Genomic DNA, 26362 nt, shown 5'->3' on the forward strand with positions numbered 1-26362 from the left:
GCGGTTTCCTCAGGGTGGGCGCACGCGGGTCGGGGCGGCGGCCGGAAACTCGTCGGGGGCGTGGGTTCCGTGGTCGGCGACCGGCCGGTAACTTGTCCGCGGCATCCGTCCGTTGCCCGACCAGCCGGACGGCCCGACCCTCGGCAGGAGCGATATGAAGAGGCTCATCCGCGCGCTGTCCGGCGCCCTCGTGCTGCTGGTGGCGGTCCCGCCGGCCGTGGCCGCGCCGGTGCCCGCGCCGGTGTCCGCCGCGACCGGCCGGACCGCGACCGGGACCGAGGCGTGGACCCCGCCGCTGTCCACGCGCGGCCGGTACATCGTCGACGCGCAGGGCAACCGGTTCCGGCTGCGGTCCGGCAACTGGGACGGCGCCCAGGGCTCCTGGAACGGCAGTGGCGACCGCAACGACCCCGCGACGCACCACGCGGGCCAGAACTCCTCCGGCATCCCGATCGGCCTGGACCGGGTGCCGCTGCCCACGCTGCTCGCCGACTTCCGGGCCCTCGGCCTCAACAGCGTCCGGCTGCCCTTCTCGAACGAGATGCTGCACACCACCGCCCCCGTCCCGGACGCGGCCGTCGCCGCCAATCCGGCCCTGCGCGGCCGCACCCCGCTCCAGGTCTACGACGCCGTCGTCGCGGCGCTCACCGACGCCGGGTTCGCCGTCATCCTCAACAACCACACCGTCACGACCCGTTGGTGCTGCGGACTCGACGGCAACGAGCGCTGGAACAGCGGCCGGTCCACCGCCCAGTGGGCCGACGACTGGGTGTTCCTGGCCCGCCGCTACCGCGACAACCCGCGCGTGGTCGGCGCCGACCTGTACAACGAGGTCCGCCGCGACCTGTTCGACGACCCCAACTGGGGCCTGGGCGACGGCCACGACTGGCAGGCGGCCGCCCAGGAGGCCGGCGACCGGATCCTCGCCGAGGCCAACCCGAACCTGCTGATCGTGATCGAGGGCATCAACTGGACCGGCATCCCCGCGGACGGCCTCCCGCACGGCCGGCCCACCCTCACCCCCGTGCGCACCCTGTCCCACACCCTCGTCGTGTCCGGCAAGCTCGTGTACTCGGCGCACTTCTACGGGTACACCGGCCCCCGGCACAGCGGCGCGACCGGCCTCGGCGAGACCCATGACCTCCGCTACCAGGACATGACCCGGGAGCAGCTCGAACAGACCCTCCACGACCAGGCCTTCTACGTGTCCGCCGAGACCGGCACCCACTTCACCGCGCCCGTCTGGGTGAGCGAGTTCGGCATCGGCGCCGACGAGAACGGCGCCGCACCGCGCGCCTGGTTCCAGAACCTGACCGGCTATCTGACCAAGGCCGACGCCGACTTCGCGTACTGGCCGCTCGTCGGCTGGAGCACCACCGCCCAGGGCGCCCCCGGCGGCGACTCCTGGGCCCTGCTCCGCTACGACGCCTCCGGCCGCCGCTCCGGCGTGCTCGACGCGGCCGACTGGCGTACGCAGCCGTGGACCGCCCTCGCCGGCGACGCCGGGCGCACCGGACCGATCCCCGCCACCCCGGCCTGGTACCAGCTGGACACCGACCACCGGGACCACAACGCCTCGCTGCGCACCCTCGCCGCCGGGGACTGGGACGGCGGGGCCCGCAAGGCGGTCTGTCCGGACGGCGCCCGCCTGGCCGGACTCGGCCACACGGGCGGGCGCGGCCTGTGCTCCACCTCCGACCTGCGGGCCCCGACGGGCGGGCACACCGTCGTCCGCGACGAGTCGTACGTCCCGGCGGGCGGCGACTGGGCCACCGGCTACACGAAGTTCCAGTGCCCGGCCGGACAGTTCCTGATCGGATACAGCCTGCGGGGCGAGCGGGTCTCGGCGGCGCTGTGCGCGCCGGCCCGGACGGCGCTGCCCGCGGGCGGGCGCACCCTCTGGTTCGACCGCGGCGACAACCGGCCCTCCGGAGCCCCCGGTGGCGAGTTCGCGTACGGCGACTACAAGGGCCAGTGCCTTCCCACCGAGTTCGCGGCGGGCATCGCGTTCACCACCCGGGTGGGCTCCCGCCCGGGCCCGGCGGCGCTCCTGTGCCGCCCCCTGCCGGCCGCCTGACCGGGCCGGCGGGCGCCTTCCCCGGCGGTGGCCTTCCCCGGCGGTCCGGCTCGCTGCCGATCCTGCCGGGGAGGGCGTGCCCGCGGGGTTCAGCGGCCGCCGCCGACCACGGCCCCGGCCGCGGCGAGCAGACCCGGGAGCTCGCGCATGTCGGTGAACACGACCGTGCCGGGTCCGGCGAGCCGGTCGGCCGGGGTCAGGCCGCCCGCGTAGCCGAACGAGCGCATGCCCGCCGCGCGGGCCGCCTCGACGCCCGGGCGGCTGTCCTCGACCACCACGCAGGCCGACGGGTCCACGCCCATGCGGGAGGCCGCGTACAGGAAGAGGTCCGGGGCGGGCTTGCCGTGCGCCACCTCCGTCGCGCTGTGGATGCGGCCCGCGAACCGCTCGTACAGGCCGGTGCGGCCCAGGGTGTGCCGCATCTTCTCGTGCGTTCCGCTGGAGGCGACGCAGGTCGGCAGGGTGATCGCGTCGAGTGCCCCGGGCAGTCCGTCGACCGGGGTCACCCCGGCGTCCACCGCCTCCGCGTGCATCCGCACGAAGCGCTCCTCCCACTCCCGGGCGGCCTCCGCGCCGAGCCGGGCGGCGATCTGCTCCCGGTTCGAGGCGCTGGAGCGTCCGATGAACAGGCGGATCACCTCCTCCTCGGTGAGCGGCCAGCCGAGCTCCGCACCCAGGGCGACGTTCACCCGGGCCGCGATGCGCTCGGTGTCGACGAGCACCCCGTCGCAGTCGAATATGACGAGTTCGATCGGTTCAGTGGAAGTGATCATGGCGGGAAGAATATGCGGCCGCAGGCTCCGCGAATTTGGCATCTGATGCGTCAAGTGGGCTGAACGCGTCCGCGAAGGGGCCTAAGGTGCGCCCGTACGCAGGGTCGCGAACGGCTGTACGGCTGTTTTCGGCCATCACCGCACAGTCATACCGAACTGGGGGGCTCATGCGTAGAACCAGAGGGCTGGCAGCCGCTCTCGCCCTGTCCCTGGCCGGAACCGGCGCGGGCGTCGGCCTCGGCCTCGTCCCGCAGGCGGCGGCCGTCACCCCGCCCGTGGCCTTCACCGCCGATCCGCTGTCCACGTGGCAGCCCAACGGCGTCGTCTGGGCCCTCGCCGAGGCGGGCGGCACGGTGTTCGTCGGCGGCACCTTCTCCGCCGTACGGCCTCCCGACGGCGCCGGCGGCGCCGAGCAGTCGGCCGTGAACTTCGCCGCGCTCGACGCCGCGACCGGCGCCCCGACCTCCTGCCGGCTCTCCTTCACGGTCGGCGGCGGCACCGCGACCGTCCGCGCCCTGACCCTCTCGCCGGACAAGAAGACCCTGTACGCGGGCGGCTACTTCGGCGCCGTCAACGGCACCGCGGTCTCCAGCCTCGCCGCCGTCGACGTGGCGACCTGCACCGTCAAGACCTCCTTCCGGCCGGCGTTCGCGGCCACCGTGCGCGCCCTCGCCGTCACGGGTGACACGGTCTACGCGGGCGGCGACTTCCTGACCGTCGCCGGCCAGCAGCGCGAGCGGTTCGCCGCCGTCGACGCGGCCGACGGCGCGCTGCGGCCCTTCCGCGCCGACGCCGACGAGCCGGGCCGCGCCGTCGAGGTCACCCCCGACGGCGCCCACGTCCTCCTCGGCGGCGACTTCTTCACGCTGGGCGGCACGGACACGCACGCGCTCGCCGTCGTCGACGCCACCAGCGGCGCGCTCACCAAGGCCTACCCCGGCTTCATCGAGACCAACTCCGTCGTCAAGGACATCGCGACCGACGCGACCGGGTTCTACACCGCCAACGAAGGCACCGGCGGCGGAGTCTTCGACGGCCGGATCGCGCTCAACCTGAGCGATTTCAACCAGCGCTGGCGCGACACCTGCCTCGGCGCCACGCAGGCCGTGCTCCCGTACCAGAACGTGCTGTACAGCGCCTCGCACGCGCACGACTGCTCCAGCGTGGGCGAGTACCCGGACGGGCAGCGCCACCACCTGCTCGCGCAGCCGACCACCGGCGTCGGCAAGCTGGGCTGGGCCCCCGACACCAACGACGGCATCGGCGAGGGCATCGGCCCGCGCGTGATGGCGGTCGGCTCCAAGGGCGGCGTCCAGTACCTGTGGGTGGGCGGCGAGTTCACCACCGTCAACGGCTCGGCCCAGCAGAGCCTGACCCGGTTCGCGTCCACCGGCGACACGGGCGCGCCCACCGTTCCCGTCGCGACCGCGGCGAGCTTCAGGCCCGGTGAGGTGCAGGTGCGCTGGCGCACCAGCCTCGACCTGGACGACAGCGCCCTGACCTACCGCGTCTACCGCAACGGGGCCGCCGCGCCGATCGCCACGGTCACCGCGGACTCGCTGTTCTTCAAGCGCCCGCAGGCCTCGTGGACCGACACCACCGTCACCGCGGGGCAGTCGTACACGTACCGGGTGACGGCCACCGACGCTGCCGGCAACACCAGCGCCCTGTCGGCGACCGCGAGCGTGACGGTCCCGACCTCGGTCGACGCGTACCCGAGCCAGGTCCGCGCGGACGGCGCCCAGCTGTTCTGGCGCTACGACGAGTCGGCCCTGCCGAACGTCGCCGACTCCTCCGGCGGCGGCAACCAGAACGGCGTGCACCTGAACGCCCCCGCCCTGCGCCAGGCGCCCGGAGCGGTGACCGGCGCGAGCACGGCGATCGGCTTCAACGGCACCGACACCCGGGTCTACGGTGACCTGCGCCAGAGCATCGGCAGCAGCTACACGATCGAGACCTGGTTCAAGACGAACACCACCCGGGGCGGCAAGCTCTTCGGCTTCGGCAACAACCAGGTGCGCGGCAGCAGTCAGTACGACAAGCACATCTACATGACCAATGACGGGCGGCTCGTCTACGGCGTCTACACCGGAGCCACCCGCACCATCACCACGGCCACCGCGTACAACGACGACCAGTGGCACCACGTCGTCGCCACCCAGGGGCCGGGCGGCATGGTCCTCTACGTGGACGGCGCCCCGAAGGGCACCCTCGCCGTCACCACCCACGAGAACTACGCCGGATACTGGCACGCCGGCGGCGACAGCCTGGGCGGCTGGCCCGACCGTCCCGCCAGCGAGTTCTGGGCGGGCCAACTCGACGAGACCGCCGTCTACCCGACCGTCCTGAGCGCGGCGCAGGTGCAGAACCACCACGCCCTGGCCTCCGCCCCCGCCGACACCGTCGTGCAGGTGCAGGCCGCCGAGGACACGTACGCCAACGCCGGGGCCCCGGACGGCAACTACGGGACCTCGGCCTCGCTCGCCGTCCGCGGCACCTCGCTGTACACGAGCTACCTGCGGTTCAACCTGCCCGCCGCGCCCGCGGGCACCGTACTGAAGTCGGCCGCCCTCAGCGTGAAGACCAGCACGATGAGCGGAGCCGGTACGGCGGACACGGTCTCGGTGGTCCCGGTCACCGGCACCTGGACCGAGTCCGGGACCACCTACGGCAACCGCCCCGCCACCGGAACCCCGGCCCTCGGCAGCTTCGCCGGCGTCCCGGACGGCTCGGCGGTGCACACCACCGGGCTGAACACGGCCGCCCTCGCGGGCGCGCTCGGCACCGGTTACAGCCTCGCGCTGACCAGCCCCGGTACGGACGCCCTGTGGCTGTGGTCCTCCGAAGCCCCGGCGAACGAGGGCACGCCGCAGCTGACGCTGACCTTCGGCGCCCCGTAGAGCGGGCCGAGGGACGCAGACGACAGGGGGCGCGGGCCCGAATGGCCCGCGCCCCCTCCCGTACGGCCCCGTCAAGCGATCGTGTAGCCGAACTCGTACGCGACGGACGTGTCGCCCGCGCGGTACGTGAACGAGCCGGAGCCCGACAGTCCGGCCAGCTCGCCCGTCGCCGAGCCGGGGACCACCTCGAAGGTGCACCGGGTGCCGGAGCCGTCGAAACTGCCGCGCTGCTCCAGGACGAAGGCGCCCTTGCGGCCGTCCACGGAGCCCGACAGCAGCTCCAGACCGGTGAAGGCCCCGACGCCCTCCCCGGTGTACGTGAACGTGTACGCGGCGCTGGTCGCCCCCGCCTCGATCCCGCCCGCGAACGCGTTGACGACCGTCGAGCGGGCCAGCCGCGGCGTGGCGTCGGCCGGGCCGACCGGCTGCTCCTCCCAGTCGGCGAAGGTGAAACGACCGGTGGTAACGGTGGGGCCGGTGGTACGGGCGGACATGGCGGGACCTCCTGGTTCACGGCCGGCGGGCTCGGTCCCCCCGGCACGGGAACAGCCTCCCCGGGGTACCTGACACCTCCTGTCAGGTACCCCGGACAATGTCCGCATGCGCGCCGACCGGATCCTGTCCCTGCTCCTGCTGCTCCAGAGCCGCGGCCGGATGACCGCACCCGAACTGGCCGCGGAACTGGAGGTGTCGGTCCGCACGGTCTACCGGGACATCGAAGCCCTCGGCGCCTCCGGAGTCCCGGTCCACGCCGATCGCGGCCCCGCCGGCGGCTACCGGCTCATGGACGGCTACCGCACGCGGCTCACCGGCCTCACCGACACCCAGGCGGGCTCGCTCTTCCTCGCCGGTGCGCCCGGCCCCGCGCAGGAGCTGGGCCTCGGCGCCGATCTGGCCGCCGCCCAGCTCAAGCTCCAGGCGGCGCTGCCCGCCCCCCTCGCCGAACGGGCCCGCCGGCTCCAGGACCGTTTCCACCTGGACGCCCCCGCCTGGTTCCGCGACGCCGACCCCGTGCCGCACCTCGCGCGGATCGCCCAGGCGGTCTGGGACCAGCGCGTACTGCGCACCCACTACCGCCGCTGGAACGGCGAGGAGCGGGCCGGGCGCCCACTGCACCCGCTCGGCCTCGTCCTGAAGGGCGGCATCTGGTACCTGGTGGCCCGGGCGGCCGACGAGCGCGTACGCAGCTACCGGGTCTCGCGATTCCTGGCCGTGGACACCACCGAAGAGGACTTCGAACGCCCCGAAGGCTTCGACCTCGCCGCGTACTGGACGCAGTCCGCGCGCCGGATGGAGGAGGCGTGCCGGCAGCAGACCGCCCGGCTCCTGCTGTCCCCGCGCGGCCGCCGGCTGCTGCCGATGCAGTTCGGTGCGGCCGGCGTACGCGCCCTCGCCGGCGCCGTCCCGGCCGCCCCCGGAGACCCGGAGGGCTGGACCCGCGTCGACCTCGACGTCGAATCCGAGGCCGTCGCGGTCGGGGACCTGCTCCGGCTCGGCAGCGAGGTCGAGGTCCTGGGGCCGCCCGAGCTGCGCCGGGCCCTCGCGGACACCGTCGCCGTGCTGGCCGAGCGGTACGGCTGAAAAAGCGGGCCGTCAGGGGCCGGACCGATCACGGGGGTCGACCGCCACCAGGTCACCGTCCGGGGTGAGCCGCGCGAGGGCGCCCGTACGGAACCAGCCGTCGGGGGTGAAGGAGCGGGCGTCCTCGTCCGGTGCCCGGTAGTAGCCGCGCACCGTGTACGGACCGCGGGCGAGGAGTTCGCCGGGCTCCCCGCCGGGCACGGCCTCGCCGTCGGCGCCGGCCAGGCGGACCTCGTCGTCCGGCGAGAGCGGGCGGCCCTGTGTGGTGAGGACCGTCTCGTCCGGATCGGTGGGCCGGGTGAGCGTGACGAGCCCTTCGGCCCTGCCGGACACCTGCTGCAGCCGACAGCCCAGTTCGGGGCCGATGCGTTCTGCGGTCGCGCGCGGCAGGGGAGCGCCGCCGACCTGCAGGAGCCGCAGACTGCCCAGGTCGGCCCGGACGGCGGGAAGCGCGTCGAGCCACTGCCGGGCGGTGGCGGGCTCCACCGACGTGAGGGTGACGCGTTCCCGTTCGATGAGCGGCAGGCACGTTTCGGGCTCCGGGCCGTCGGCCAGGACGACCGTACCGCCGACGGAGAGGGTGCCGACGATGCCGGGGCAGCCGAGGGCCAGGCCGGACTCGGCGGGCAGCGCGGCGAGGTACACGTCGTCCTCGGTCAGCGACACCAGTTCGGCGGCGGCCCGCGCCTGGTAGGCGTAGTCGTTGTGGGTGCGCGGGACGAGCCGCGGGGGCGCGGTGGAGTCTGCGCGGGAGAGCAGGAGGAACGCCACCTCGCCGGCGTTCTGCACGCGCGCCGGCGCGGGCGGCGCGTCGATGGAGCCCAGCGGGAAGTAGTGGCAGCCGGCCGGGTCCGTGGTGAACCCGCCGTACGGGGACGAGGTGTCCGGGGCCTCCAGGGTGAACACCCGCCGCAGGAAGGGACCGCCGGCCGCGATCCCGGCGGCCATCGCGGTGTGGTCGAACCCGTCGTGGGTGGAGGGGCCGACGTAACCGCGGGCCTCGGTGACCCGCACGAGGTGGGCCACCTCGGGCGCGCGGAGCGGGAGCGGGCAGAGCACGGGGACCGCGCCGACGCGCATCAGCGCGAACACGGCGACGACGAACTCGGGCACGTTGGGCAGCTGGACGACGACCCGCTGCCCGGGCCGCAGGGCGAGCAGCCCGAACCCGGCGGCCATGCGGTCCACGCGCCTGTTCAGGGCCGCGTACGTGAGGCGGGTGGACCCGTGGACGAGCGCGGTCCGCGGCCCGTACTCGACGGCCAGGTCGCGCAGCATGCTGTCGAGCGTGGTGCCGCGCCAGTGCCCGGCGGCCCAGTAGCGGTCGACGAACGCCTCGGGCCAGGGCGTGCAGCCGTCGAGCAGGGGTCCTTTTCGCATGGATTGATCCAAATCCCCGGGTGTCCGGCACGCAATGTACCGTCCGAACCATGGGCGCCGTCCTGCCTCGGCGGATCGTCCAACGGGACAGTCCTCAGGGCAGGTACTCCCAGCGGACCTCGCCGTCCTCGCGGTGCGGGGTCGGGGTGAAACCGCAGGCCGCGGCGACGGCCGCCGAGGCGTGGTGGTCCAGGTGGACGTGCGCGACCAGCCGGCCCACAGGCAGTGCCGCCAGCCACGCGGTGACGGCCCGCGCCGCCTCGACTGCGAACCCCCGGCCCTGCCAGGGGGTTCCGACCACCCAGGCGACTTCGGCGGTGTCCGACGCGGGGGTGACGGTGGCCTGCACGGTCCCCACCAGCCGCCCGTCCCCCCGCTGCCGCAGCACCCAGTTGCACCACACGACCCCGGGATCGGGCGACCCGGACTCCAACCGGACATAGCGCTCCCGCAACGCCTCCGCCGAGAGGGGAACGCCGCCGATGAACCCGTGCAACGCGGGATCCCCGAGCACGCCCGCCATCTCCCCGGCGTACTCGACCCGCAACGGCAACACCTCAAGCCGCCCGGTCCCGAGCTCCCCCGCACGGACGGTGGGGGGCGCGGGCCGCCGGACCTTGGCGGCCGCACCCGGGCGGGGCACGCCGTCCACGGCGAGGCAGATCCCGAAGACGCGGTCGTAGCCGGTCCAGCCGTTGACCCGGCCCCGGTTGTTGCTGATCTGCACGCGCCGGCGCTGGGGGTCCACGGCCGAGACCAGATGCAGGTACACGGTGCCGCAGACCCGGGCCAGGACGATGTCGCCCGGTTCGACGAGCGTCGGGTCGACCGGGGCGACCTGCACCCGCTGCCTGCTCCGGACGAGCGGCGTCATCGAGTCGTCGGTCGGCCGGAACTCGGCGGTCGCCCCCCGGCCGATGAGGTCCGCCATCGCGTCGAGCATGCCCATCGGGCGAGTGTGCCTGCCGGGCGCGGGTTCCGGACAGCGATTTTCCCGGGCCGGCGCCCGGCCCCGACGGTCAGGGCGGGGGTTCGACTTCCAGGAAGCGGCGGTGGCGGGGGCCGCGGTAGAGGAGGCAGGTCCAGCCGAGGGGCTCCAGGGCGGCCGCACAGGCCGTCAGGCCTTCCTGCTCCGCCTCGGCCGCGCCGCCGCCCGGCGGGCCGACCCAGGTCACCTCGACCCGGCCCTCCCGGGGCACCACCCGGTACCCCGTCCGGGTCCGTCGGCCCTCCGCATCGGCCGCCGACGACGTCAGGCCCGCCGCCTCCAGTACGATCGCCACCGCCCGCGGCATCTGCCGCAGCTCCCACGGCGCGGGAACCGCCGCGCCCGTCCGGCCGTTCAGCATGCGGCGGATCTGCAGCAGGCCCTCGTACGCCGTGCGGACCTCGGCCTCCCGCGCCGCACCCGCGGCCGGCTCCGGTCCGTCGCCGGTCGCGGGTTCGAAGCCCTGCCCCGGTCCCGTCACGCCCACCACCCTCCCTCGGTCTGAGTACCCCACACCCAACGACCTGAGTATCCGCCCCGATTCCCCGCCCGTCCGCCGCTGATCGAATGGGGGCATGACCTCCGAAGCCACCGCCGCCCGCACCGCTGGGCACCGCCCGCGCCGCATGCAGCACGTGACCACCGCCGGCTCCGCCCTGGCCGTGGCCCTGGTCCCGCTCGTGGTCGGGGTCCTGGTGGCCAAGGGGATAGCCGCCGACCCGCACGCCCCCGTCAACGCCCTCATCACCGGCGGCGGTCAGCGGGCCGGCCTGCCCCGCGCCGAATGGCGCCGGCGCGGCCACGCCACGATGCGCCGGCTGCGCACCGCGCGCCGGCAGACGGCCCTGCGCTGTGCCTCGGTCCGCGCCCGCCGCCGCCCCGCGTCCTGAGACGATGTCGCCGCTCGGCCCGCTCGGCCCGCTCGGCCCGCTCGGCCCGCTCGGCCCGCTCGGCCCGCTCGGCCCGCTCGGCCTGCGCGGCCTGCGCCGCCACCCCGCCGAGGCGGAACGCGACCGGCGCCCCCGGATCACCGACGGCGACCCGCTGGGGCTGTACCGGCGCGAAGGACGCGACATCGCCGGAGCCGTCGCCGACCCGGCCGTGGTCGACGCCGCGTACGCCGACATGGAACGCGAGCGGGCCGCGACCGACGCCGCCGTCGCCGGGCACGTGGACCTCGGCGAACGGGCCGGCCGGGAACGGGTCGCGATCCGGGAGCTCAATGCGCACCGGATCGATGCGTACGCACGGCACTGCGGACACGCCGACCTGCCGCCCGAGTGCGCCGACGGACGCGTGAGCCGGTGACGGACCGGTCCTAGCCGGCGGGCGCGAGCGGTTCCTGGAGCTCCGTGACCCACTGGTCCCGGTCCTCCGGGCAGGCCAGGGTCAGCTCGCGCGCGTACCCCGCCGAGCGGTGGCCGTTCCCGTCGATCCACCGCGCGAGCGCCTGGGCGGTCGGCAGGACGCCGTCCATCGAACCCCGGTGCACCACGGTCGCGGCCCGCTCCACCGCGGGCAGCTCGACCACCCGGACCGCGCCTCCGAGGTCCTCGGCACGCACCGAGGCACCCACGGGCAGTCCGGCGTGCACGAGGACGGCCCCGGCCCCGGCCCCCGCCCCCGACGCGTCCTCGTAGTACGCGATCCCCGGGCCGGTCGGGACCACCCCGGCGGCCTCGACCCGACGGCACAGCTCGTCGTAGAGCGGGCCGATGACCGGCCCGATGTCCTGCGGCTCGTAACTCCCCGCGACCCCGGTCAGTTCGACGAGCCGGACGGGCGGAAGGCTTTTCACGACGACGTCCACTGCGGACATGGATCCCTCGCTCTCGATGGTCCGGAGCCTCGCCTCGACCTGCGTCAGCCGGGCCGCCGCGGCGGCCATCGCCGACTCCAGTTCGGCTCGGCGCAGCCGCAGCATGCCGCGCAACTCCTCCGCGCCCAGCCGCTCGTCGAGGATGGACCCCACCTCGTCCAGACTGAAGCCGAGCTCTTTGAGTGCGATCACACGGTTGAGGCGGGCGAGCTGCCCGGCCTCGTAGTGGCGGTAGCCGCTGACGGGGTCGACACGCGCCGGGCGCAGCAGTCCGATGGCGTCGTAGTGACGCAGCATGCGGACCGATACCCGGCCGTGCTTGGCGAAGTCTCCGATGGTGTACATGACGCCTCCCAGTGCAGGCCCTGACACGGTGTGAGGGTCAAGTTCTGAGCGATACCCGCTGGTCAGTGGCCATACTGCCGGATGCACAGGTCCACGATGGACGGCGGTACGGATCCCTCGGCGGCCGCGCACGGATCGTCCGGAGCGCTCGGCGGGGCCAGCTGCCGCGGGGTGCGCGGCGGCGCGGGCTTGGCCTGGCGCGCACGACGCGGGGCCACCGGCGGTTTCGTGCCGGGCACGGCGGGCGCCGAGCTGCCGCGCGCGGGCTCCGTGTCCGGGGCCGGAGCCGTCTCCGGGCCCGTGGAGACGCAGCCGGCGCTCGCGAGCAGCGCGACGAGGGACAGGGGCAGGGCCCGGCGGAACCGCACCCGACCACCATGCCGTAGCGCAGGGCGGCTCGGGTCCCGCGCTCACGCGTCCGGGTGACGAGGCCGCGGAACCGGGCCCGGGGTGCCGCCGGCGCCGGCCCGGGTTGCGGCGGCGCGGACCCCGGGCCGGGCCCGCGCCGGCAGGCGTCTTCACGTCCGGCCATCGCGGCGGGCGCGTTGGCGGGCGGCCCCGCCGTCGACCGGATCGGGGCTCCGGCGGCCCCCGCTCACGGGGCGCCCTGATGCTCCTCGCGGCGGTCACGGTCACCCTCACCGTCACGGTCCGGATGCCGACGGCTACCACGGCCGACCACGGGACCGGATGGATCGGGCAGTTCGGACACCCGGTTTGACCCGGGCCATCCCGGCAGGAAAGAGTGCGCCCGATCAAGCACTCGAGAACCACCGCATGAGCTGCACCTCGGAGACATCCCCATGTTCATATCGGTCCGCTCTTCGCTTGACCCCGTGACCACCGCAGGCGTCCCCGTACCCGGTGCCGGGACGGGCACGGTCCTGGTCGCGCGGCGGCGCAGGGCCTGACCGGCCGGGTGGGGGCCGACACCGCACCGCCGCGCCGGTCCCCACCCCCACCGGGAGACAACGTGTCCCACCACTCCGATGAGAGCGCCGCCGTCCCCGACGACCGCCTGCTCGTACGCCCGTACGTCGCCCCCTCCGGGACACCGGCCCGGTCGACGGCGACGCCCGCCTGGCCGCACACCGGGCCCGTCCCCGTCTCGCTCCGCACGCCCGAGGGCCGGCGCGGCGACTCCGAGCGCACCCCCGGCGCGGAGCCGGCCGCCGCAACCGCCGCCACCGCAACGGGCGCTGCGCACGGAGCCCGCGCCGCCGGGCGCGAGCGTGGCAGCCGGCTTCCGCTGGCGGTCCTCGCGCTGCTCGCCCTCGGCGGTGCCGGTTCACTGGTGTGGCTGCTGACCGGCCCCGAGCCGCAGCCCGGCCGCGCCGTGGTCCGGCCGGACCTGTCCGTTCCGATGCTCCCGGCACGCCCCGGCGCCGGGGGCGACACCGACGAGCCCTCGCCCGCAGGGTCCGTACGGGCCTCCGTGCGCTCGACGCCCCCGCCGACCGCACCGGCGTCGCCGTCGGGGCCGTCCACGGCGTCGGGCCCGAAGCCGACGCCGCCGCCGGGGACCCCGGCCGGACAGCCGTCGTCGGCGTCGTCCGGGACGCTGCGGATGGGCGACCGCGGGCCCGAGGTGAGCACCCTCCAGCAGCGGCTCCACGGGCAGGGGTTCACGTACGTCTCGGTCACCGGCGTCTACGACAGCCAGACCAAGCGCGGGGTCGCGCAGCTCCAGCGAGACCGGGACATCAAGGGCGACCAGCCGGGGGTGTACGGCCCGGCCACGCAGGCGGCGTTCGGCGGCTGACCGGCGGCTGATGCCGTCGGCCACCACCGCTCAGCGGCCGCCCGAGACCCGCAGGACGGCGCCCGTCGTGTACGAGGCGTCCGGGGACAGCAGCCACGCGACGGCCCCGGCGATCTCCTCGGGCTGTCCGGCCCGCCCGAGCGGAATGCCGGCGGCCGCCCGGGCCGGCCGGTCCGGGTCGCCCATCGCGGCGTGCATGTCCGTCTCGATGATGCCGGGCGCGACCCCGTTGACCCGGACGCCGTCCGGGCCGAGTTCCTTGGCCAGCCCCACCGTCAGGGCGTCGACGGCGGCCTTGGTCGCCGCATAGTGGACGTACTCGCCCGGGCTGCCGAGCGTGGCGGCCGTCGAGGAGACGTTCACGATGGCCCCGCCGCCCGCCTGCGCCATGTCCCGGGCCGCGCGGCGGCAGGACAGCAGGTACCCCAGCAGGTTGACCTCGACCACACGCCGCAGGTCCTCGGTCGAGGCGTCGGCGAGCCGGCCGAGCGGGCCGGTCACCCCGGCGTTGTTCACCAGGGCGGTCACGGCGCCGAACTCGGCCCCGGCGAGGTCGAAGAGCCGCTCCACGCCGTACTCCTGGGAGGTGTCGCCCCGTACGGTCAGACAGCGCGCGCCGGCCGCCCGTACGCGTTCGGCGACGGACGCGGCCGCCGCGTCGTCCCGGAGGTAGCCGAGCACGATGTCATGGCCCTCGGCGGCCAGCCGCACACAGGTCGCGGCGCCGATGCCCCGGCTGCCCCCGGTGACGACGGTGACGGGACGGCGCGGCACGGGAACCTCCGGGGGCGGCGGCAAGGGGAAGGGGAAGGGGAAGGGGAAGGGAAGAGCGGGTCAGGCTAACACCGTGATTTCCGCTGGACCAGCAAAAATAGCGGCCCGCAGAGTGGACGCCGTCGTATCCGACACCACCACACACCACACCGTCACACACGGCACCGTCCCGTCCCAGGAGTTGCGCCCATGTCGACCTTGCGGGTCACCGCCGAAGAGCTGACCGTCCACGACCATCCGAACGCCGACGCGCTGGAGCTGGCCCAGGTGGGTCTGTACCGCGCCGTCGTCGCCAAGGGCGCTTACCGCACCGGCGAGTTCGCCGTCTACATACCCGAACAGGCCGTGCTGCCCGCCGCACTGATCGAGGAGCTCGGGCTGACCGGGCGCCTCGCCGGCGGCGACGCCGACCGGGTCAAGGCCGTCCGGCTGCGCGGCGAACTGTCGCAGGGGCTCGTGTGCCGGCCGCGTGCGCTGGCCGGAGTGGACCTGGCGCGGGCGGCGCAGGAGGGCACGGACTTCGCCGGACTGCTCGGGATCACCAAATGGGCGCCGCCCGTCCCGACGACGATGAACGGCGAGGTGGAGTCGGCGCCCGACCTGCTGCCGTGGGTGGACATCGAGAACCTCCAGCGCTACCCGCACCTCTTCGAGCCCGGGGAGCCGGTCGTGCTCACCGAGAAACTGCACGGCACGGCCTGCCTGCTGACGTACGTCGCGGACGACGGGCGCGTGCTCGTGTCCTCCAAGGGATTCGGGGCCAGGGGACTGGCGCTCAAGGAGGAGGAGCGCAACCTGTACTGGCGGGCCGTACGCGGCCACGGCGTCCCGGAGGCCGCCGCGAAGGCCGCCGCCCGGCTCGGCGCCACCCGGATCGGCGTGTTCGGCGAGGTGTACGGCGCGGGCGTCCAGGACCTCGGCTACGGAACCGACGCGCGCACCGCCGCCCGGGGGCCGGGGTACGCCGTCTTCGACGTCTCCGCGGAGATCGACGGGCAGGTGCGGTGGCTCGATCCGCAGGAGGTCTTCCCCGACGCCGAACTGCCGCTCGTGCCCAGGCTGTTCGAGGGGCCGTACGCGCTCGACACGGTGCTGGAGCTGGCCAGTGGCCGGGAGACGGTATCCGGCAGGGCCGTGCACCTGCGCGAGGGCGTCGTGATCCGCCCGGCCGTGGAGCGCCACAGCCCGGTCGTCGGGGGACGGGCCATCGCCAAGGCCGTCAGCCCGGCGTACCTGACGCGCAAGGGCGGTACGGAGTACGAGTGACCGTGCCGAGCCCCTGCGGAGGGCACACCCGAGGCCGTCAACGTGGCGTCGGCCGGCCGAAGGGCGGGGCCGCCGGGCCCCGCCGGCCAGACGGGACCTCGGCGGCACGACCTAGGCCCTCCGGGCGACGACGGGAGTTTGACGACAGGGCCTAGCTCCGCCGCGTCAAGGACGTCTGCCGGCCGGGTCGTTCCGGGGTGGCGGGCGGGGCGGGCCGGCGGCCGCCGGTGGTGAAGAAGGCGGAGAGGGGCAGCGTGGCCGCGCCCACCGTGACCGCGTCCGGGCCGAGGGAGCCCAGGTCGACGCAGACCCGGGCGGCCGGGTGGCGCAGGGAGTAGCGCGCCGCGTGCTCCCGGACCGCCGGGAGGATGTGCGGGCCCAGCAGCAGCCCCGCCCAGCCGCCGACCAGGATCCGCTCCGGCCGGAACAGGTTGATCAGGTCCGACAGGCCCGCTCCCAGGTACTCTGCGGCCTCGTCGAGGACGTCCCGGGCCACCGGGTCGTCCGCGACGGCCGCCGCCAGCAGGGCCGCGAGGGCCTCCTCCTCGTCGACCGGGTCCGCGGAACCCGCCGCGTCCGCCAGGGTGCCCCCGGCCCCGCCCCGCTCCGCCCAGCGGGCCAGTAGTGACTCGGCCCCGGTGTAGGCCTCCAGGCAGCCCAGTGCCCCGCACCGGCAGCGCCGGCCCCCGACCGACACCGTCACGTGGCCCCACTCCAGCGGGGTTGCCGTCGTGCCGGCGCCGTTCGGGGAGCCGTCCGTGATCAGGCTCGCGCCGACCCCGGACCCGAACAGGACCACGACGGCGTCCCGCGCCCCCCGTCCGGCCCCGAACCACATCTCGGCCTGGCCCAGCGTCCGCGCGCCGTTGTCGATGAGGTACGGGACCTCCGGCGGCAGCGCCCCCGTCGCGCGCAGCAGGGCCTCCAGAGGCACGGCCTCCCAGCCGATGGTCTGCCCGTGCACGACGGCTCCGCCCGGGGCGGTGCGGTCCACGATGCCGGGGACCCCCACTCCCACGCCCAGCAGCCGTTCCGTACCGACCCCCGCCCGGGCGAGCACCGCCTCGATCCCGGTGCGGACGTGGTCCACGACCGGGTCTACGTCGTAGCAGCCGCGCGGCAGCAACGGCATCTCCGTGCGGGCGAGTTCGACCAGGGTGAGATCGAAGAGCCCGACGCGGACGCGCGTCTCGCCGACGTCGACCCCGATCAGGTGGGCGCTGCCCGGGGCCACGCGCAGCAAGGTGCGCGGGCGGCCGCCGTCGGAGTCGACGACGCCGGCCCCCTCCAGCAGTCCGTCCGTGAGGAGTTCGCCGACGACGTTGCTGACGGATCCGGAACTCAGCCCGGTGGCGGGCCCCAGCTCCTGGCGGCTCAGCGGTCCGCCGAAATAGAGCCGCTGGAGTACGGCGCCGCGGTTGCCGCGCCGCAGGTCCCGTACCGTCCGGCCGCCACGCGCTGTCGTCATCCGGCGTCTCCCGCATTGCAGTTGGCCGCAACATACCCCTGCGCGAGCTCTTGACGCGAGCCTTTCACGGGCCTTTGCTCACGTCCTGAATCAAGGCCTGGACGAGTGGGCGCCGCTCAGGCGCCCCGGCCGGAACCGCCTGCCGGCCTTCCCCCGGCCCCTGCCGAATGGGGCCGATCCGCCATGCGCGCCTCGGTGGGCCTACGGCCATGACAAGCGGTTCGTCCTCGTCCGCGTCGACCACGCCACGCAGCGCCGCACGGTCAAGACCAGCGGCCGCCGCCAGGCCGAGGTCATCGTCGAGCACCGGGCCGTGCGAGAGCGCGGGCCCGCGCGCCGCGCCGTGCCCGCCGCGCTTCTCGGGGCGGGCACGGGATTTCGTGATGGGATGGGCCGTGACGGCTCATGGCACACGGAGAGGTCGGGTAGATGTCCGAGGACACCATGCGGGCGATGGCGTACGAGACGTACGGCGGGACGGAGGTGCTCACCGAGACCCGGCTGCCGATGCCCAAGGTGGCCCCCGGTGAGATCCTCGTCAAGGTCAAGTGCGCCGGGGTCAACCCCGTCGACTGGAAGATCATGGCGGGCGGTCTCGACGCCCTCATGGACGTGGTGTACCCCGTCGTCCCCGGCTGGGACGTCGCGGGCACCGTCGAGCGGGTCGGCATCGACGTGCCCGAGTTCGCGGTCGGCGACGAGGTCATGGCGTACGCCCGCAAGGACTACGTGCACGGCGGGACCTTCGCCGAGTACGTCAGCGTCCCCGTCCGCGCCGCCGCGGCCAAACCCGCCTCGCTCGGCTGGCACGAGGCGGCCGGCCTGCCGCTGGCCGGGCTCACCGCGTACCAGCTGCTCACCCGGCTGGCCACCGGCAAGGACGACACCGTCCTCATCCACGGCGCCGCGGGCGGCGTCGGCTCCTTCGGCGTGCAGATCGCCCGCGCGCTGGGCGCCCGGGTGATCGGCACCGCCTCCGCGCGCAATCACGACCGGCTGCGCGAGCTCGGCTGTGAACCGGTCGAGTACGGGGACGGCCTGGTCGAGCGGGTGCGGGCGCTCGCCCCCGACGGGATCACCGTCGCCGCGGACTTCGTCGGAGGCGTCCTCGACGTCACCCAGGCGGTCCTGGCGAAGGGCGGCCGGCACGCCTCCATCGCCGACCACACGGTGCTCGGCGCGGGGGGCCAGTGGATGTGGGTGCGCCCCGACACGGAGGCGCTGGCCGAACTGGGCCGGCTCGCGGACGGCGGGCAGCTCACGGTCACCGTCGCCAAGACCTTCCCGCTGTCGGAGCTCGCGGCGGCCTTCGAGCTCAGCCGGACCGGGCGCACCGCCGGGAAGATCGTCGTGGAGGTCTGAGAGCACCTCAGCTCGCGTCGACGGTGGGCATGTTGTGGAGCCCGACCATCGTGCGCACCGCCGGGGGCAGCCAGTCCCCGGCCGGCTCCTCCTGCCCGCGGCCCAGGTGCTCCAGGATCTGCGCCGGGGCCGGCCGGGCGGCCGGGTCGGCGGAGAGGCAGGCCGTCACCACCGCGGACAGGTCCGGGGCAGCATCCGAAGACGCGTCCACGACCTGCGCCGTGTGGAAGCCGCCGACCCGTCGTACGGAGTCGGTCTCGCGCGCGAACCGCTGCCGGAACCCCGGGTCCGCCGCCAGGTCCGCCCGTACGACCTTGACCGCCACGCGCCGCTCACCGGGCGAGAGCCCCAGGTAGACCGTTCCCATCCCGCCCTCGCCGAGCCGTGCGGTGAGCCGGTACCGGCCGACTCCCCGGGGGTCGTCGGGCAGCAGCGGATCGTGGCGTACGGGCCGTGAGGGCATTGCGGCCGGCCCCGCCGCCCCCGCGGCCCGGCGGTGGACCTCCGCTGCCGCGACCTCGCCCTCCATCCCGAGCGGGGAGGCGCGGAACGGCCGGAAGCCGTCCGCGCCTCCGTGGGGTCAGGGGTAGGAGACGACCGTGGACGGGGTCGTCGACGTGCCCGAGGTGGGCGCGCCCGTCGTGTTGATGACGTGCTCGTACTGGCCCTTGCCGCCGAGCGAGACGACGAGCAGGTCGTGGAACTTCACGCCCGGCCTCGCCGGCGCCTGGAATCCGTGGTCCTGACGGATCGTCGGGTCGACGTCGTAGTAGCAGTAGCTGCCCAGGCCCCAGCCCTCGTGGGCGTTCACCGAGTCGGCCACCCTGTAGGCCGCGTAGCCCTTGGTGGAGCCGTTCTGGATCGCGGCCTGGTTCGGGGCGTCGTACGCCTTCTCGTTCTGGAAGAAGACCGTGCGGCCGCGCTCCCCGTTCCACTCCACGTCGTACTTGTTGAAGTGCTCGACGAACAGCCCGGTTGCCAGGACGTCGTCGCCGTTGACGCGGAAGCCGTAGTCGGCGCGGTTGGTCTCCCAGCCCACGCCGTCCCCGTGGTCGGCGCGCCAGATCCAGGTGTGGTCGACGATCGTGTCGTGGTTGTTGATCACCATGCCGACGGTGGCCTTCCCGGGGCCGGCACCGCCGACCCGGATGAACACGTCCTGCACGGTCGTCGGGTTGCCGCCGTGGTCCGTGCTCGTGCCGGCCGGGCCGACCTCCAGCAGGCTGGGTGAGCTGACCGGGCCCGCGTCGATCAGGAACCCGGCGAGCCGCACCCCGTCCACGTCGGCGACCTGCATCGCGGTCACCCCGTTGTCGGGGACGATCGTGGCCAGGCCGAGGCCCAGTACGACCGTGTCCGCGCGGTCCACGCGGATCGTCCGGTCGACGTGGTAGACGCCCGGGGTGAAGAGCAGGTGCAGGCCCTGGGCCAGGGCCTGGTTCATCGTCGCCGCGGTGGTGCCGGGCTTGACCACGTAGAACCGGCTCAGCGGGAGCGAGGTGCCCTGCGGTGTTCCGTTGCCCCATGAGGTGCCGCGGGCGCCCACCCGCTTGGCCGGGACGAAGACCTTGTACTCGGCCCCGTCCAGGTACAGGAAGGGCTTTTCCCGGGAGACGGGCGTGGAGTCGAGCGTGGTGTACGGCGGGTTCGGGAACGACTGGGCGGGCGCGCCCTGCACCCCGGAGAAGACCTGGTTCCAGACGCCGTTGCCCCAGCCGCCGATCGCGCTGTCGCGCGTGTACCACTGCTGCTGCGAGTAGTTGCCGACCTGGCCGTCGATCCTCGAGTCGGCGATGTAGCCGCCCGAGGCCCAGCCGAAACCGTCGGGCGCGAGGTTGAGGCCGCCCTTGACGTGCATGCGGCGGAACGGCGCGGCCTGGGACACGGCCCAGCGGTCGGTGCCGTTCACCGGGTTGAGCGCGAGGTTCTCGGCCGAACGCCAGAAGTTCTGGGTGGCGTTGCCGCCGAACCAGCCGGCGTCGACGGTCACGTCACCGTTGATCGTGGTGTCGTCGGGGCTCAGGCCCAGACCCGAGACGGAGGTGTAGAAGCCGATCTGGGCGTTGAGGCCGTTGTACGTGCCCGGCTTGAACAGGAACTGGTAGCGGCCTGCGCCGAACTGGGCCGACTCCTGCTGCCGGAACACCTCGTCGAGCCTGGCCTGGATGCCGGGCGTCGACGGGTCGAACACGATGACGTTGGGGCCGAGGTCACCGCCGCCGGGGAGGGTGGGGCCGCCGCCGGAGGTGCCGAAGACCTGGAACTCGTAGAGCGAGTAGCCCCACGGGGTGGCGCGCTGGGTGCCGTTGACGCGCACGTAGCGGGCGGTCCCGGTGAGGTCGTGGGTCCGCACTCCGCCGGTTCCGGCGGTCGTCGAGTAGGCGGTGCTCCAGTGGGTTCCGTCGTCGGACAGCTCGATCCGGTACGCCGTCGCGTACGCGGTCTCCCAGCGCAGTACGACCTGGCTGACCTGGGCGGGGGCCCCGAGGTCCACCTGTATCCACTGCGGGTCGGCGAACTGGCTCGACCAGCGCGTGGTGGTGTCGCCGTCGACGGCGGCGGACGCGGGCGTGCCGCCGTTCTCCTGGCTGGAGGCGGTGGCGGGTCTGCCCTGGGAGAGGAGCACGGGCGCGGCCTGGGCTGCGGTGCCCGGCAGCAGAACGAGGAGGGCCGCGACGAGGGCGGCGGCGAGGGCAGCGACCGCCGGTCGCGGGGGATGGTCCGGGAGGCGGGGCATGGGGGCTCTCCTGACATCGGGGATCGATCCGGGGGGACCGAAGCGTGAGTGAACTGCCCGTCAGGTGGAGCGTCAAGGGTTTCAGCGTTCATGAGTTGAAGACTTGAGGGGGTGTCAATTGCCCAAGGCGCCCGTGAACTCAGGGTTTCTTCAATCCTTGTGAAAAGTGTTGACGAAAAAAGGTGGCCGCAATCTTCTGAGTCGCGTGACCGCTCTGTCGCGCCGTGCCCGCTGGGCGGGACGGAGCGCGTCACGACGCGTCAGTGTTCGGAGAGTGGTTCCGATGGGACGGTCGGAGCCTCCATGCGTTCGTTACTTGGCGTCAGGGAGGGTGGGAGCCGAGAGGGTCGGAACCGCGCCGCATTCCGCCAGGGCGACCTCGACGCCCGGGAGGCCGGCGGACCAGCGGTTCGACAGCACGGCGAGCCCGGCCGCGTCCGGCGGGGCGGATCCGAGGCCGATCGCGTACCGGGCCGAGGTGGCGCGGACCGCGAAGGGCCGCGGCCAGGCGTGCGCCTCCAGGACACCGGCCTCCGCCAGGGCGCCGAGCAGCGCGCGCATCCGTCCCCGGGCCCGGCCCAGGCGCTCCTCGAACTCGCGCGGTGTGTCGGCCCGTACGGTCACGACCGCCCAGGCGGCGTGCCGGCGGTGCAGTGGCGCAGCCCCGCGGCCGGCTCCGCCCTCCTCCCACGTGCGGTACAGCTCCCGCACCAGCAGGTCGAGCAGGGCCGGGCCGACCTGCGGCGTGCAGCTGCGGACCGGCGCGCAGGGGGTGAGGACCGTGACGGGCGCGGGGGCGGAGCCCGGGTCCGCGTCCGGCCTCCCGTCGGGCGGCGTCAGGGCGACCGGGTCGCGCCAGTCCCAGGCGGCCCAGGTCCCGAAGAACTCCTGGAGCAGGGCCGCGGGGGACAGGTCGACGGCGTCGCGGACCGTACGGGCCGCCAGCACCGCCCACGCCAGGCTGGGCAGCCCGCCGAACGGCGCCGAGTCCAGCCCCCGGGCCCGGGCCCACGCCTTGACCTCCCGGGCCAGCCGGGCGAACTCCGCCTGCCGTTCAGGGCCGACGGACTCCCGTACCGCGTCGGCGTCGCTCACGGCGCTCAGGGCGATCGAGGCGGCCTCGCCGAGCTCCGCCCGCCGCTCCACCGCCTGCGCCGGATCCACCGCACCCGTGGCGACGACCACCAGGTCGACATCCAGTCCGGCGATGCGCAGCCGCAGCCCCGGAACCCGGGCGCCGACGACCTCCCGCATCCGCTCGGCCTCCGGAAGCGCTGCCGCGACCCGCTCCCGTACCTCCGCGATCCCGGGCGCCCCCGGCAGGGCCGCGACCAGATCGACGTCCGCGCCGGGCAGGGCGCACCCCATCCGCCGGGATCCCGCGAGGTGCACCACCCCCTCGCCCAACGCCCCCGCGATCCGCGCCCGCACACCCTCGGCCGCGGACCCGGCGCCGGCCTCGGCACCGGGCCCGGCCCCCGCCGGGGTGGGCGGGGCCGGTGCTTCCGAGGCCGGGGCCTGCGGAGTCGGTGCCTCCGGAGTCGGGGCCTGCGGAGTCGGGTACGTCTGCGGCTCCGGTGTCCACCGCCAGGCACCGGTGCCGAGTTCCACCGTTGCCCGGACCCGCATCGGCTCGTCCCCGCGGCGCGAGAGCACCGCGAGCTCCCCGACCCGGACCGGCGTCCCCGCGCCGGACCCACCGAGCCGCGCGGTGAACTCCGCCCGGGCCCGCTGCGGATCGCGGCTGCGCCCGAGCGTCAGGTGCGGGGTGAAGCCGTCGCGGCCCCCACAGCCCGGGAACCGCTCGGCGAGGGCCCTGCGCAGCTGCCGCCACGGCGCCTCACCGGCCGCCGCCGGGTCCAGCCACAGCGTGGCGTCCTCCCGGTGGCCGAAGTCGTGCACCCCGGCCGGCCGGGCCGTGAACGGCGCCGTCTGCGCGGCCGCCTCGGCCAGCAGCGGCAGCGCCGCCTCGAACGAGGACTCCGGTACGAAACCGAACAGCAGGTTCACGTGCGCCGGCCAGCGGTCGACGGCCGGGTCGTGCGCGCGGCGCAGCTCCTCCACCACCGGATCGTGCGGCGGAAGCCAGGCCACCGCCGTCCGGGCGGTCGCCGGTACGTCGAGCACCACGCGTCCTTCGTCCCTTACCCCGAAGTCCACCACCGCCTCGACGCCGAAGTGATCGGAGATGAACAGCCCTTCCGGGCCGGGAGTGTCGCCGCGTAGCGCGGCGTCCCGCACCCGTGCGTCCGCCGAGCGCAGCAGGACCCGGTCCAGCCGGGCCGCCCGCCCCGACAGCGAGCCCACCGCGGCCAGCGGATTGGCCACCGGGTCGAAGGTCGGCGTGGCGTCCTGCGTCCCGTGCACCTCGCTCCAGGCATCGCGCATGCCCAGCGCCGCGGCCGGCCCCCGCACTCCGGAGCGGCCGTCGTTGAAGTCCCCGAGCAGAGCCACATCGGCCTCGATGCCGCTCAGCCCCTCGGCGATCCGGTCGAGTTCGATGCCGCGGCGCCCGGAGCCGTTCTCGGTGTGATCGCTCGTCAGATGGACGCAGGCCACGACCATCGGACCGCTCGCGCCGTCCACCGTCACCGCGGCGACCGCCTTGTGCGGCCCCAGCAGGTGCAGCCCCGCCTCCCGGACGGGCAGCCGGCTCAGCACCAGCAGTCCGCTCGCGGCGACGTCCTTGCCGCGCGGATCAGTGCCCACCGTGTATCCGGCGCGCACCCACGGCTGTGCCAACAGCATGTCGAGCAGCGCCGGTTCGACCTCCTGGAGGGCGATCACATCCGCGTCGGCGGCCGCCAGGTCGGCCAGCAGCATCGGCCTGCGCCGGGCCGTGTCGATGTGCGGGGCGTCGTACCGGTCCCACAGCGTGTTCCAGGTCAGCAGCCGTACGCGCTGCGGCCCCGGGCCGGGGTCCGGTGTCACCCGTCCGGTCCCGGCCGGCCGCCAGGCGCCCCCGTCCGCCGGATCCCAGGCGTGCGGGGTCCGTGCGGTGAAGAACGGAGCCCGCAGCAGCCGCGGTGCGCTGACCCGGCCGGCCCGCGTGGAGTCGACGAGGTCCACACCGCTCGCCCGGTCCCACACCAGCTCACCGTCCGCCTCGACGAACAGCACCCGGTGCCACGGGATGTCGCCGCCGGGGACGAACGAGTGCAGCGGGATCCGCTTCGGCGGCGCCCCCCGCTGGTGCAGCCCGAACACGAACCGCGCCGGATCGAACCGGGGGTCCCAGCGGACCTGGTGGTAGAGCTCCTCACTGGTACGCATCAGCCCTCCTCGCCCACTGCCGCCGGGGCCGTCGGCGCCGGTGCCGTCGCCGTCGCCGCGCCGAGGGTGCCCGCCGTGTCCTCCACGGTCCCGCCCGCGCCGACGTACCAGGTGCGGTGCGCCGGCCCCTGCCCCGGATACGGCGGACTGAAGCGGTGCAGCTGCGCCGCCAGCACCTGCGCCGGTACGGGGTGGGGGCGGACGGCGTTGCGCCGGACCAGCTCCGCCTCCTCGACCAGCACCACGGCCTGGGTGACGAGCGCGTCGTGGCGCTGCGCGACCGCGCCGGCCAGACCCCGCTGCTGCTCGGTGAGGCAGGTGGCGTCCCACACGACGGTGCCGCCCGCGGCGAGCGCCGCGTCCAGCCGGTCCAGGCCCTCGCGCAGCACGTCCCCGTTGGCCCGCTGATCGGCCCGGGAACCCCGGGCCGTGCGCAGATCGTCGAGACTGATGTACGCGGACACGCCCGGCAGGCTCCGGGCGTACGTGCTCTTCCCGCTGCCCGAGGGCCCGCACAGCTGCACCAGCTGCGGGAAGCCGCCGTCGCGCCACCGCCAGGTCGCGGCCACCGCCTCCTGCGCGGTGGAGATCCCGCCCCGCCCGAACGCCTCCCGGGCTTGCGCCCAGCACCGGTCGGCCGCGTCCGCGTCGAGACCCGCGAGGGCCTCCCGCAGCCCGGCGCGCAGCGGGCCCAGCGGATCGGGGCCGAGCAGCCCCGCCTCCTCTGCGTACAGCGCGGACCACTCCACGCACTCCCGCGCCCCGGCATCCCCCGCGGCCGCCGCCCCGGCGAGCGCGTGGAGCACCCCGAGATCGGCGGCGACGGCCATCCGGACCAGCCCGGCCCGCCGGCCCGCGTCCGGGAACGGACGCTGCAGACGCGGGTACAGCCCGACCAGGTCGGCGACCCGCCGGGCCGTCGGCATGCCGAGCGGCCCCGCCGCCAGCCGTGCCCCGGTCCGGGCCCGCGGCGCGCGGTGCAGTACGGCGGCCAGTACGCCGGCCAGCCGGGCCTCCCCGGTGCGGCCCGACGCGTCGAGCCGGCCCGCCACCTCGGCGACGACCGGCTCGACCGCAGCGCCCGGGGCCGGGTCCGCACCGAGGGCCGCCGCCAGCTGCGCAGCATCGGGTTCGGAGCCCGACCGCACGTCCCACAGCGCGGCCTGCGGCCCGAGCCCGTTCGGCACCACCTGCGCGTACATCCAGTGCGTGTCGGTCTGCACGTGCCCGCCGCGCACCCACTTGGCGACGCACCGCCCGAAGTCCGCCCGCTCGAATCCGGCCACCGTCCGGACCACGTAGCCCTCCTGGCGTGCGGTGTCGAGCCGCAGCCTGCGCAGCGCGCGCTCGTCGAAGACGCCCCGCCGGAGCACGCGCGGGGTGGGCACCCCGAGACCGTGCAGGAAGCTCACGGTCCGGTCCCAGTCGAGGCAGTGCTCCCCGTCCCACACCGAGAAGCCGTAGAACCAGCTGTCCAGGTCCTCGTAGGGCAGCGAGTGGCGGGCGTACAGGTTCTCCCCGCACACCCGCCACCCGGCCGGTATGCCGGCGCCGATCCGGCTCTGGAGCCCCTTGACCCAGGCCCGCGAGGGATGGTGGCCCGAGTCCAGTGAGCGCGCGTGGAGGCCGTCCGCGTACAGGGTGGTGTTCTCCCCGTCGAGCTTCTCGGTGACCACGACCTCGCGGCCGGCCAGCCCGGCGAGTCCGAGGGCACGCACGTCGTCCGCCGCCGCCCCCGGCGACCAGGGCAGATGCGGGGTACGGGGATAGTGCGTGCGCATGACCGGCTCCTGCTCGACGACGTGGTGCATCGTCACTCTAGGTATCCGGAGCGGGGCCATCCACCCAATAACCGCT

21 protein-coding genes are annotated in these 26362 nt (G+C 74.8%); 8 read left to right on the plus strand and 13 right to left on the minus strand.

The window, feature by feature from the left end; genetic code table 11:
- Positions 1-154 precede the first annotated feature (154 nt).
- Complete coding sequence (locus ACIPK4_RS13365; RefSeq protein ID WP_402312062.1) at positions 155-2077, plus strand: glycoside hydrolase family 5 protein; 1923 nt, start codon at positions 155-157, stop codon at positions 2075-2077.
- A gap of 89 nt (positions 2078-2166) precedes the next feature.
- Here ACIPK4_RS13365 and ACIPK4_RS13370 read toward each other — a convergent pair whose 3' ends face one another.
- Positions 2167-2850 carry an HAD family hydrolase gene (locus ACIPK4_RS13370; RefSeq protein WP_402312064.1) on the minus strand — a complete coding sequence of 228 codons (684 nt, stop codon included), beginning with the start codon at positions 2848-2850 and terminating at the stop codon, positions 2167-2169.
- Between the two features lie 167 nt (positions 2851-3017).
- Here ACIPK4_RS13370 and ACIPK4_RS13375 point away from each other — a divergent pair, with 167 nt between their 5' ends.
- Positions 3018-5750 (plus strand): DNRLRE domain-containing protein, encoded by a 2733-nt coding sequence (locus tag ACIPK4_RS13375; RefSeq protein ID WP_402312067.1) that lies wholly within the window; start codon positions 3018-3020, stop codon positions 5748-5750.
- A 71-nt stretch (positions 5751-5821) separates the two neighbouring features.
- Here ACIPK4_RS13375 and ACIPK4_RS13380 read toward each other — a convergent pair whose 3' ends face one another.
- The gene (locus ACIPK4_RS13380; RefSeq protein WP_402312070.1) at positions 5822-6244 is read right to left on the minus strand and encodes a DUF3224 domain-containing protein; all 423 of its coding nucleotides are present in this window, start codon (positions 6242-6244) and stop codon (positions 5822-5824) included.
- Between the two features lie 106 nt (positions 6245-6350).
- On the opposite strand from ACIPK4_RS13380, the gene ACIPK4_RS13385 reads away from it, so the two are divergent.
- Positions 6351-7331 (plus strand): helix-turn-helix transcriptional regulator, encoded by a 981-nt coding sequence (locus ACIPK4_RS13385; RefSeq protein ID WP_402312072.1) that lies wholly within the window; start codon positions 6351-6353, stop codon positions 7329-7331.
- 12 nt (positions 7332-7343) lie between these two features.
- Here ACIPK4_RS13385 and ACIPK4_RS13390 read toward each other — a convergent pair whose 3' ends face one another.
- From ACIPK4_RS13390 to ACIPK4_RS13400, 3 genes are all read right to left on the minus strand, one after another.
- Positions 7344-8711: an AMP-binding protein gene (locus ACIPK4_RS13390; RefSeq protein ID WP_402312075.1), complete on the minus strand. Its 1368-nt coding sequence runs from the start codon at positions 8709-8711 to the stop codon at positions 7344-7346.
- 94 nt (positions 8712-8805) lie between these two features.
- Complete coding sequence (locus ACIPK4_RS13395) at positions 8806-9660, minus strand: GNAT family N-acetyltransferase (RefSeq protein ID WP_402312078.1); 855 nt, start codon at positions 9658-9660, stop codon at positions 8806-8808.
- A gap of 70 nt (positions 9661-9730) precedes the next feature.
- Positions 9731-10180: a hypothetical protein gene (locus ACIPK4_RS13400; RefSeq protein ID WP_402312081.1), complete on the minus strand. Its 450-nt coding sequence runs from the start codon at positions 10178-10180 to the stop codon at positions 9731-9733.
- Between the two features lie 94 nt (positions 10181-10274).
- Here ACIPK4_RS13400 and ACIPK4_RS13405 point away from each other — a divergent pair, with 94 nt between their 5' ends.
- Positions 10275-10589, plus strand: coding sequence for a hypothetical protein (locus ACIPK4_RS13405; RefSeq protein WP_402312084.1), 315 nt, complete (start codon positions 10275-10277; stop codon positions 10587-10589).
- A 4-nt stretch (positions 10590-10593) separates the two neighbouring features.
- Complete coding sequence (locus ACIPK4_RS13410) at positions 10594-11007, plus strand: DUF664 domain-containing protein (protein ID WP_402312086.1); 414 nt, start codon at positions 10594-10596, stop codon at positions 11005-11007.
- Positions 11008-11017: 10 nt separating this feature from the next.
- Here ACIPK4_RS13410 and ACIPK4_RS13415 read toward each other — a convergent pair whose 3' ends face one another.
- Positions 11018-11863 (minus strand): MerR family transcriptional regulator, encoded by an 846-nt coding sequence (locus tag ACIPK4_RS13415; RefSeq protein ID WP_402312088.1) that lies wholly within the window; start codon positions 11861-11863, stop codon positions 11018-11020.
- A 62-nt stretch (positions 11864-11925) separates the two neighbouring features.
- Positions 11926-12231 carry a hypothetical protein gene (locus ACIPK4_RS13420; protein WP_402312090.1) on the minus strand — a complete coding sequence of 102 codons (306 nt, stop codon included), beginning with the start codon at positions 12229-12231 and terminating at the stop codon, positions 11926-11928.
- Between the two features lie 605 nt (positions 12232-12836).
- Between ACIPK4_RS13420 and ACIPK4_RS13425 the strand changes: the two genes are divergently transcribed.
- Positions 12837-13625, plus strand: a complete 789-nt coding sequence (locus ACIPK4_RS13425; protein WP_402312092.1) for a peptidoglycan-binding protein — start codon at positions 12837-12839, stop codon at positions 13623-13625.
- 30 nt (positions 13626-13655) lie between these two features.
- On the opposite strand, the gene ACIPK4_RS13430 is transcribed toward ACIPK4_RS13425, so the two are convergent.
- A complete protein-coding gene (locus ACIPK4_RS13430; RefSeq protein ID WP_402312095.1) occupies positions 13656-14399 on the minus strand; it encodes an SDR family NAD(P)-dependent oxidoreductase in 744 nt (247 codons plus the stop codon).
- Positions 14400-14588: 189 nt separating this feature from the next.
- Here ACIPK4_RS13430 and ACIPK4_RS13435 point away from each other — a divergent pair, with 189 nt between their 5' ends.
- The gene (locus ACIPK4_RS13435) at positions 14589-15665 is read left to right on the plus strand and encodes an RNA ligase (ATP) (RefSeq protein WP_054224102.1); all 1077 of its coding nucleotides are present in this window, start codon (positions 14589-14591) and stop codon (positions 15663-15665) included.
- A 151-nt stretch (positions 15666-15816) separates the two neighbouring features.
- On the opposite strand, the gene ACIPK4_RS13440 is transcribed toward ACIPK4_RS13435, so the two are convergent.
- Positions 15817-17133: an ROK family protein gene (locus tag ACIPK4_RS13440; protein WP_402312099.1), complete on the minus strand. Its 1317-nt coding sequence runs from the start codon at positions 17131-17133 to the stop codon at positions 15817-15819.
- 444 nt (positions 17134-17577) lie between these two features.
- On the opposite strand from ACIPK4_RS13440, the gene ACIPK4_RS13445 reads away from it, so the two are divergent.
- Positions 17578-18495, plus strand: coding sequence for an NADP-dependent oxidoreductase (locus tag ACIPK4_RS13445; protein ID WP_402312938.1), 918 nt, complete (start codon positions 17578-17580; stop codon positions 18493-18495).
- A 7-nt stretch (positions 18496-18502) separates the two neighbouring features.
- Here ACIPK4_RS13445 and ACIPK4_RS13450 read toward each other — a convergent pair whose 3' ends face one another.
- From ACIPK4_RS13450 to ACIPK4_RS13465, 4 genes are all read right to left on the minus strand, one after another.
- Positions 18503-19024, minus strand: coding sequence for a hypothetical protein (locus ACIPK4_RS13450; RefSeq protein ID WP_402312102.1), 522 nt, complete (start codon positions 19022-19024; stop codon positions 18503-18505).
- A 51-nt stretch (positions 19025-19075) separates the two neighbouring features.
- Positions 19076-21232 carry a discoidin domain-containing protein gene (locus tag ACIPK4_RS13455; RefSeq protein ID WP_402312105.1) on the minus strand — a complete coding sequence of 719 codons (2157 nt, stop codon included), beginning with the start codon at positions 21230-21232 and terminating at the stop codon, positions 19076-19078.
- Between the two features lie 312 nt (positions 21233-21544).
- Entirely contained in the window at positions 21545-24505 is a 2961-nt protein-coding gene (locus ACIPK4_RS13460) for a poly(A) polymerase (protein ID WP_402312107.1), read from the minus strand.
- Positions 24505-26286 (minus strand): RNA ligase family protein, encoded by a 1782-nt coding sequence (locus ACIPK4_RS13465; RefSeq protein ID WP_402312940.1) that lies wholly within the window; start codon positions 26284-26286, stop codon positions 24505-24507. Before ACIPK4_RS13465 ends, ACIPK4_RS13460 begins: the two co-directional genes overlap by 1 nt.
- Positions 26287-26362: the final 76 nt, after the last annotated feature.

The sequence above is a fragment of the Streptomyces sp. NPDC086989 genome (assembly GCF_044745505.1).
Classification (GTDB): Bacteria; Actinomycetota; Actinomycetes; order Streptomycetales; family Streptomycetaceae; genus Streptomyces.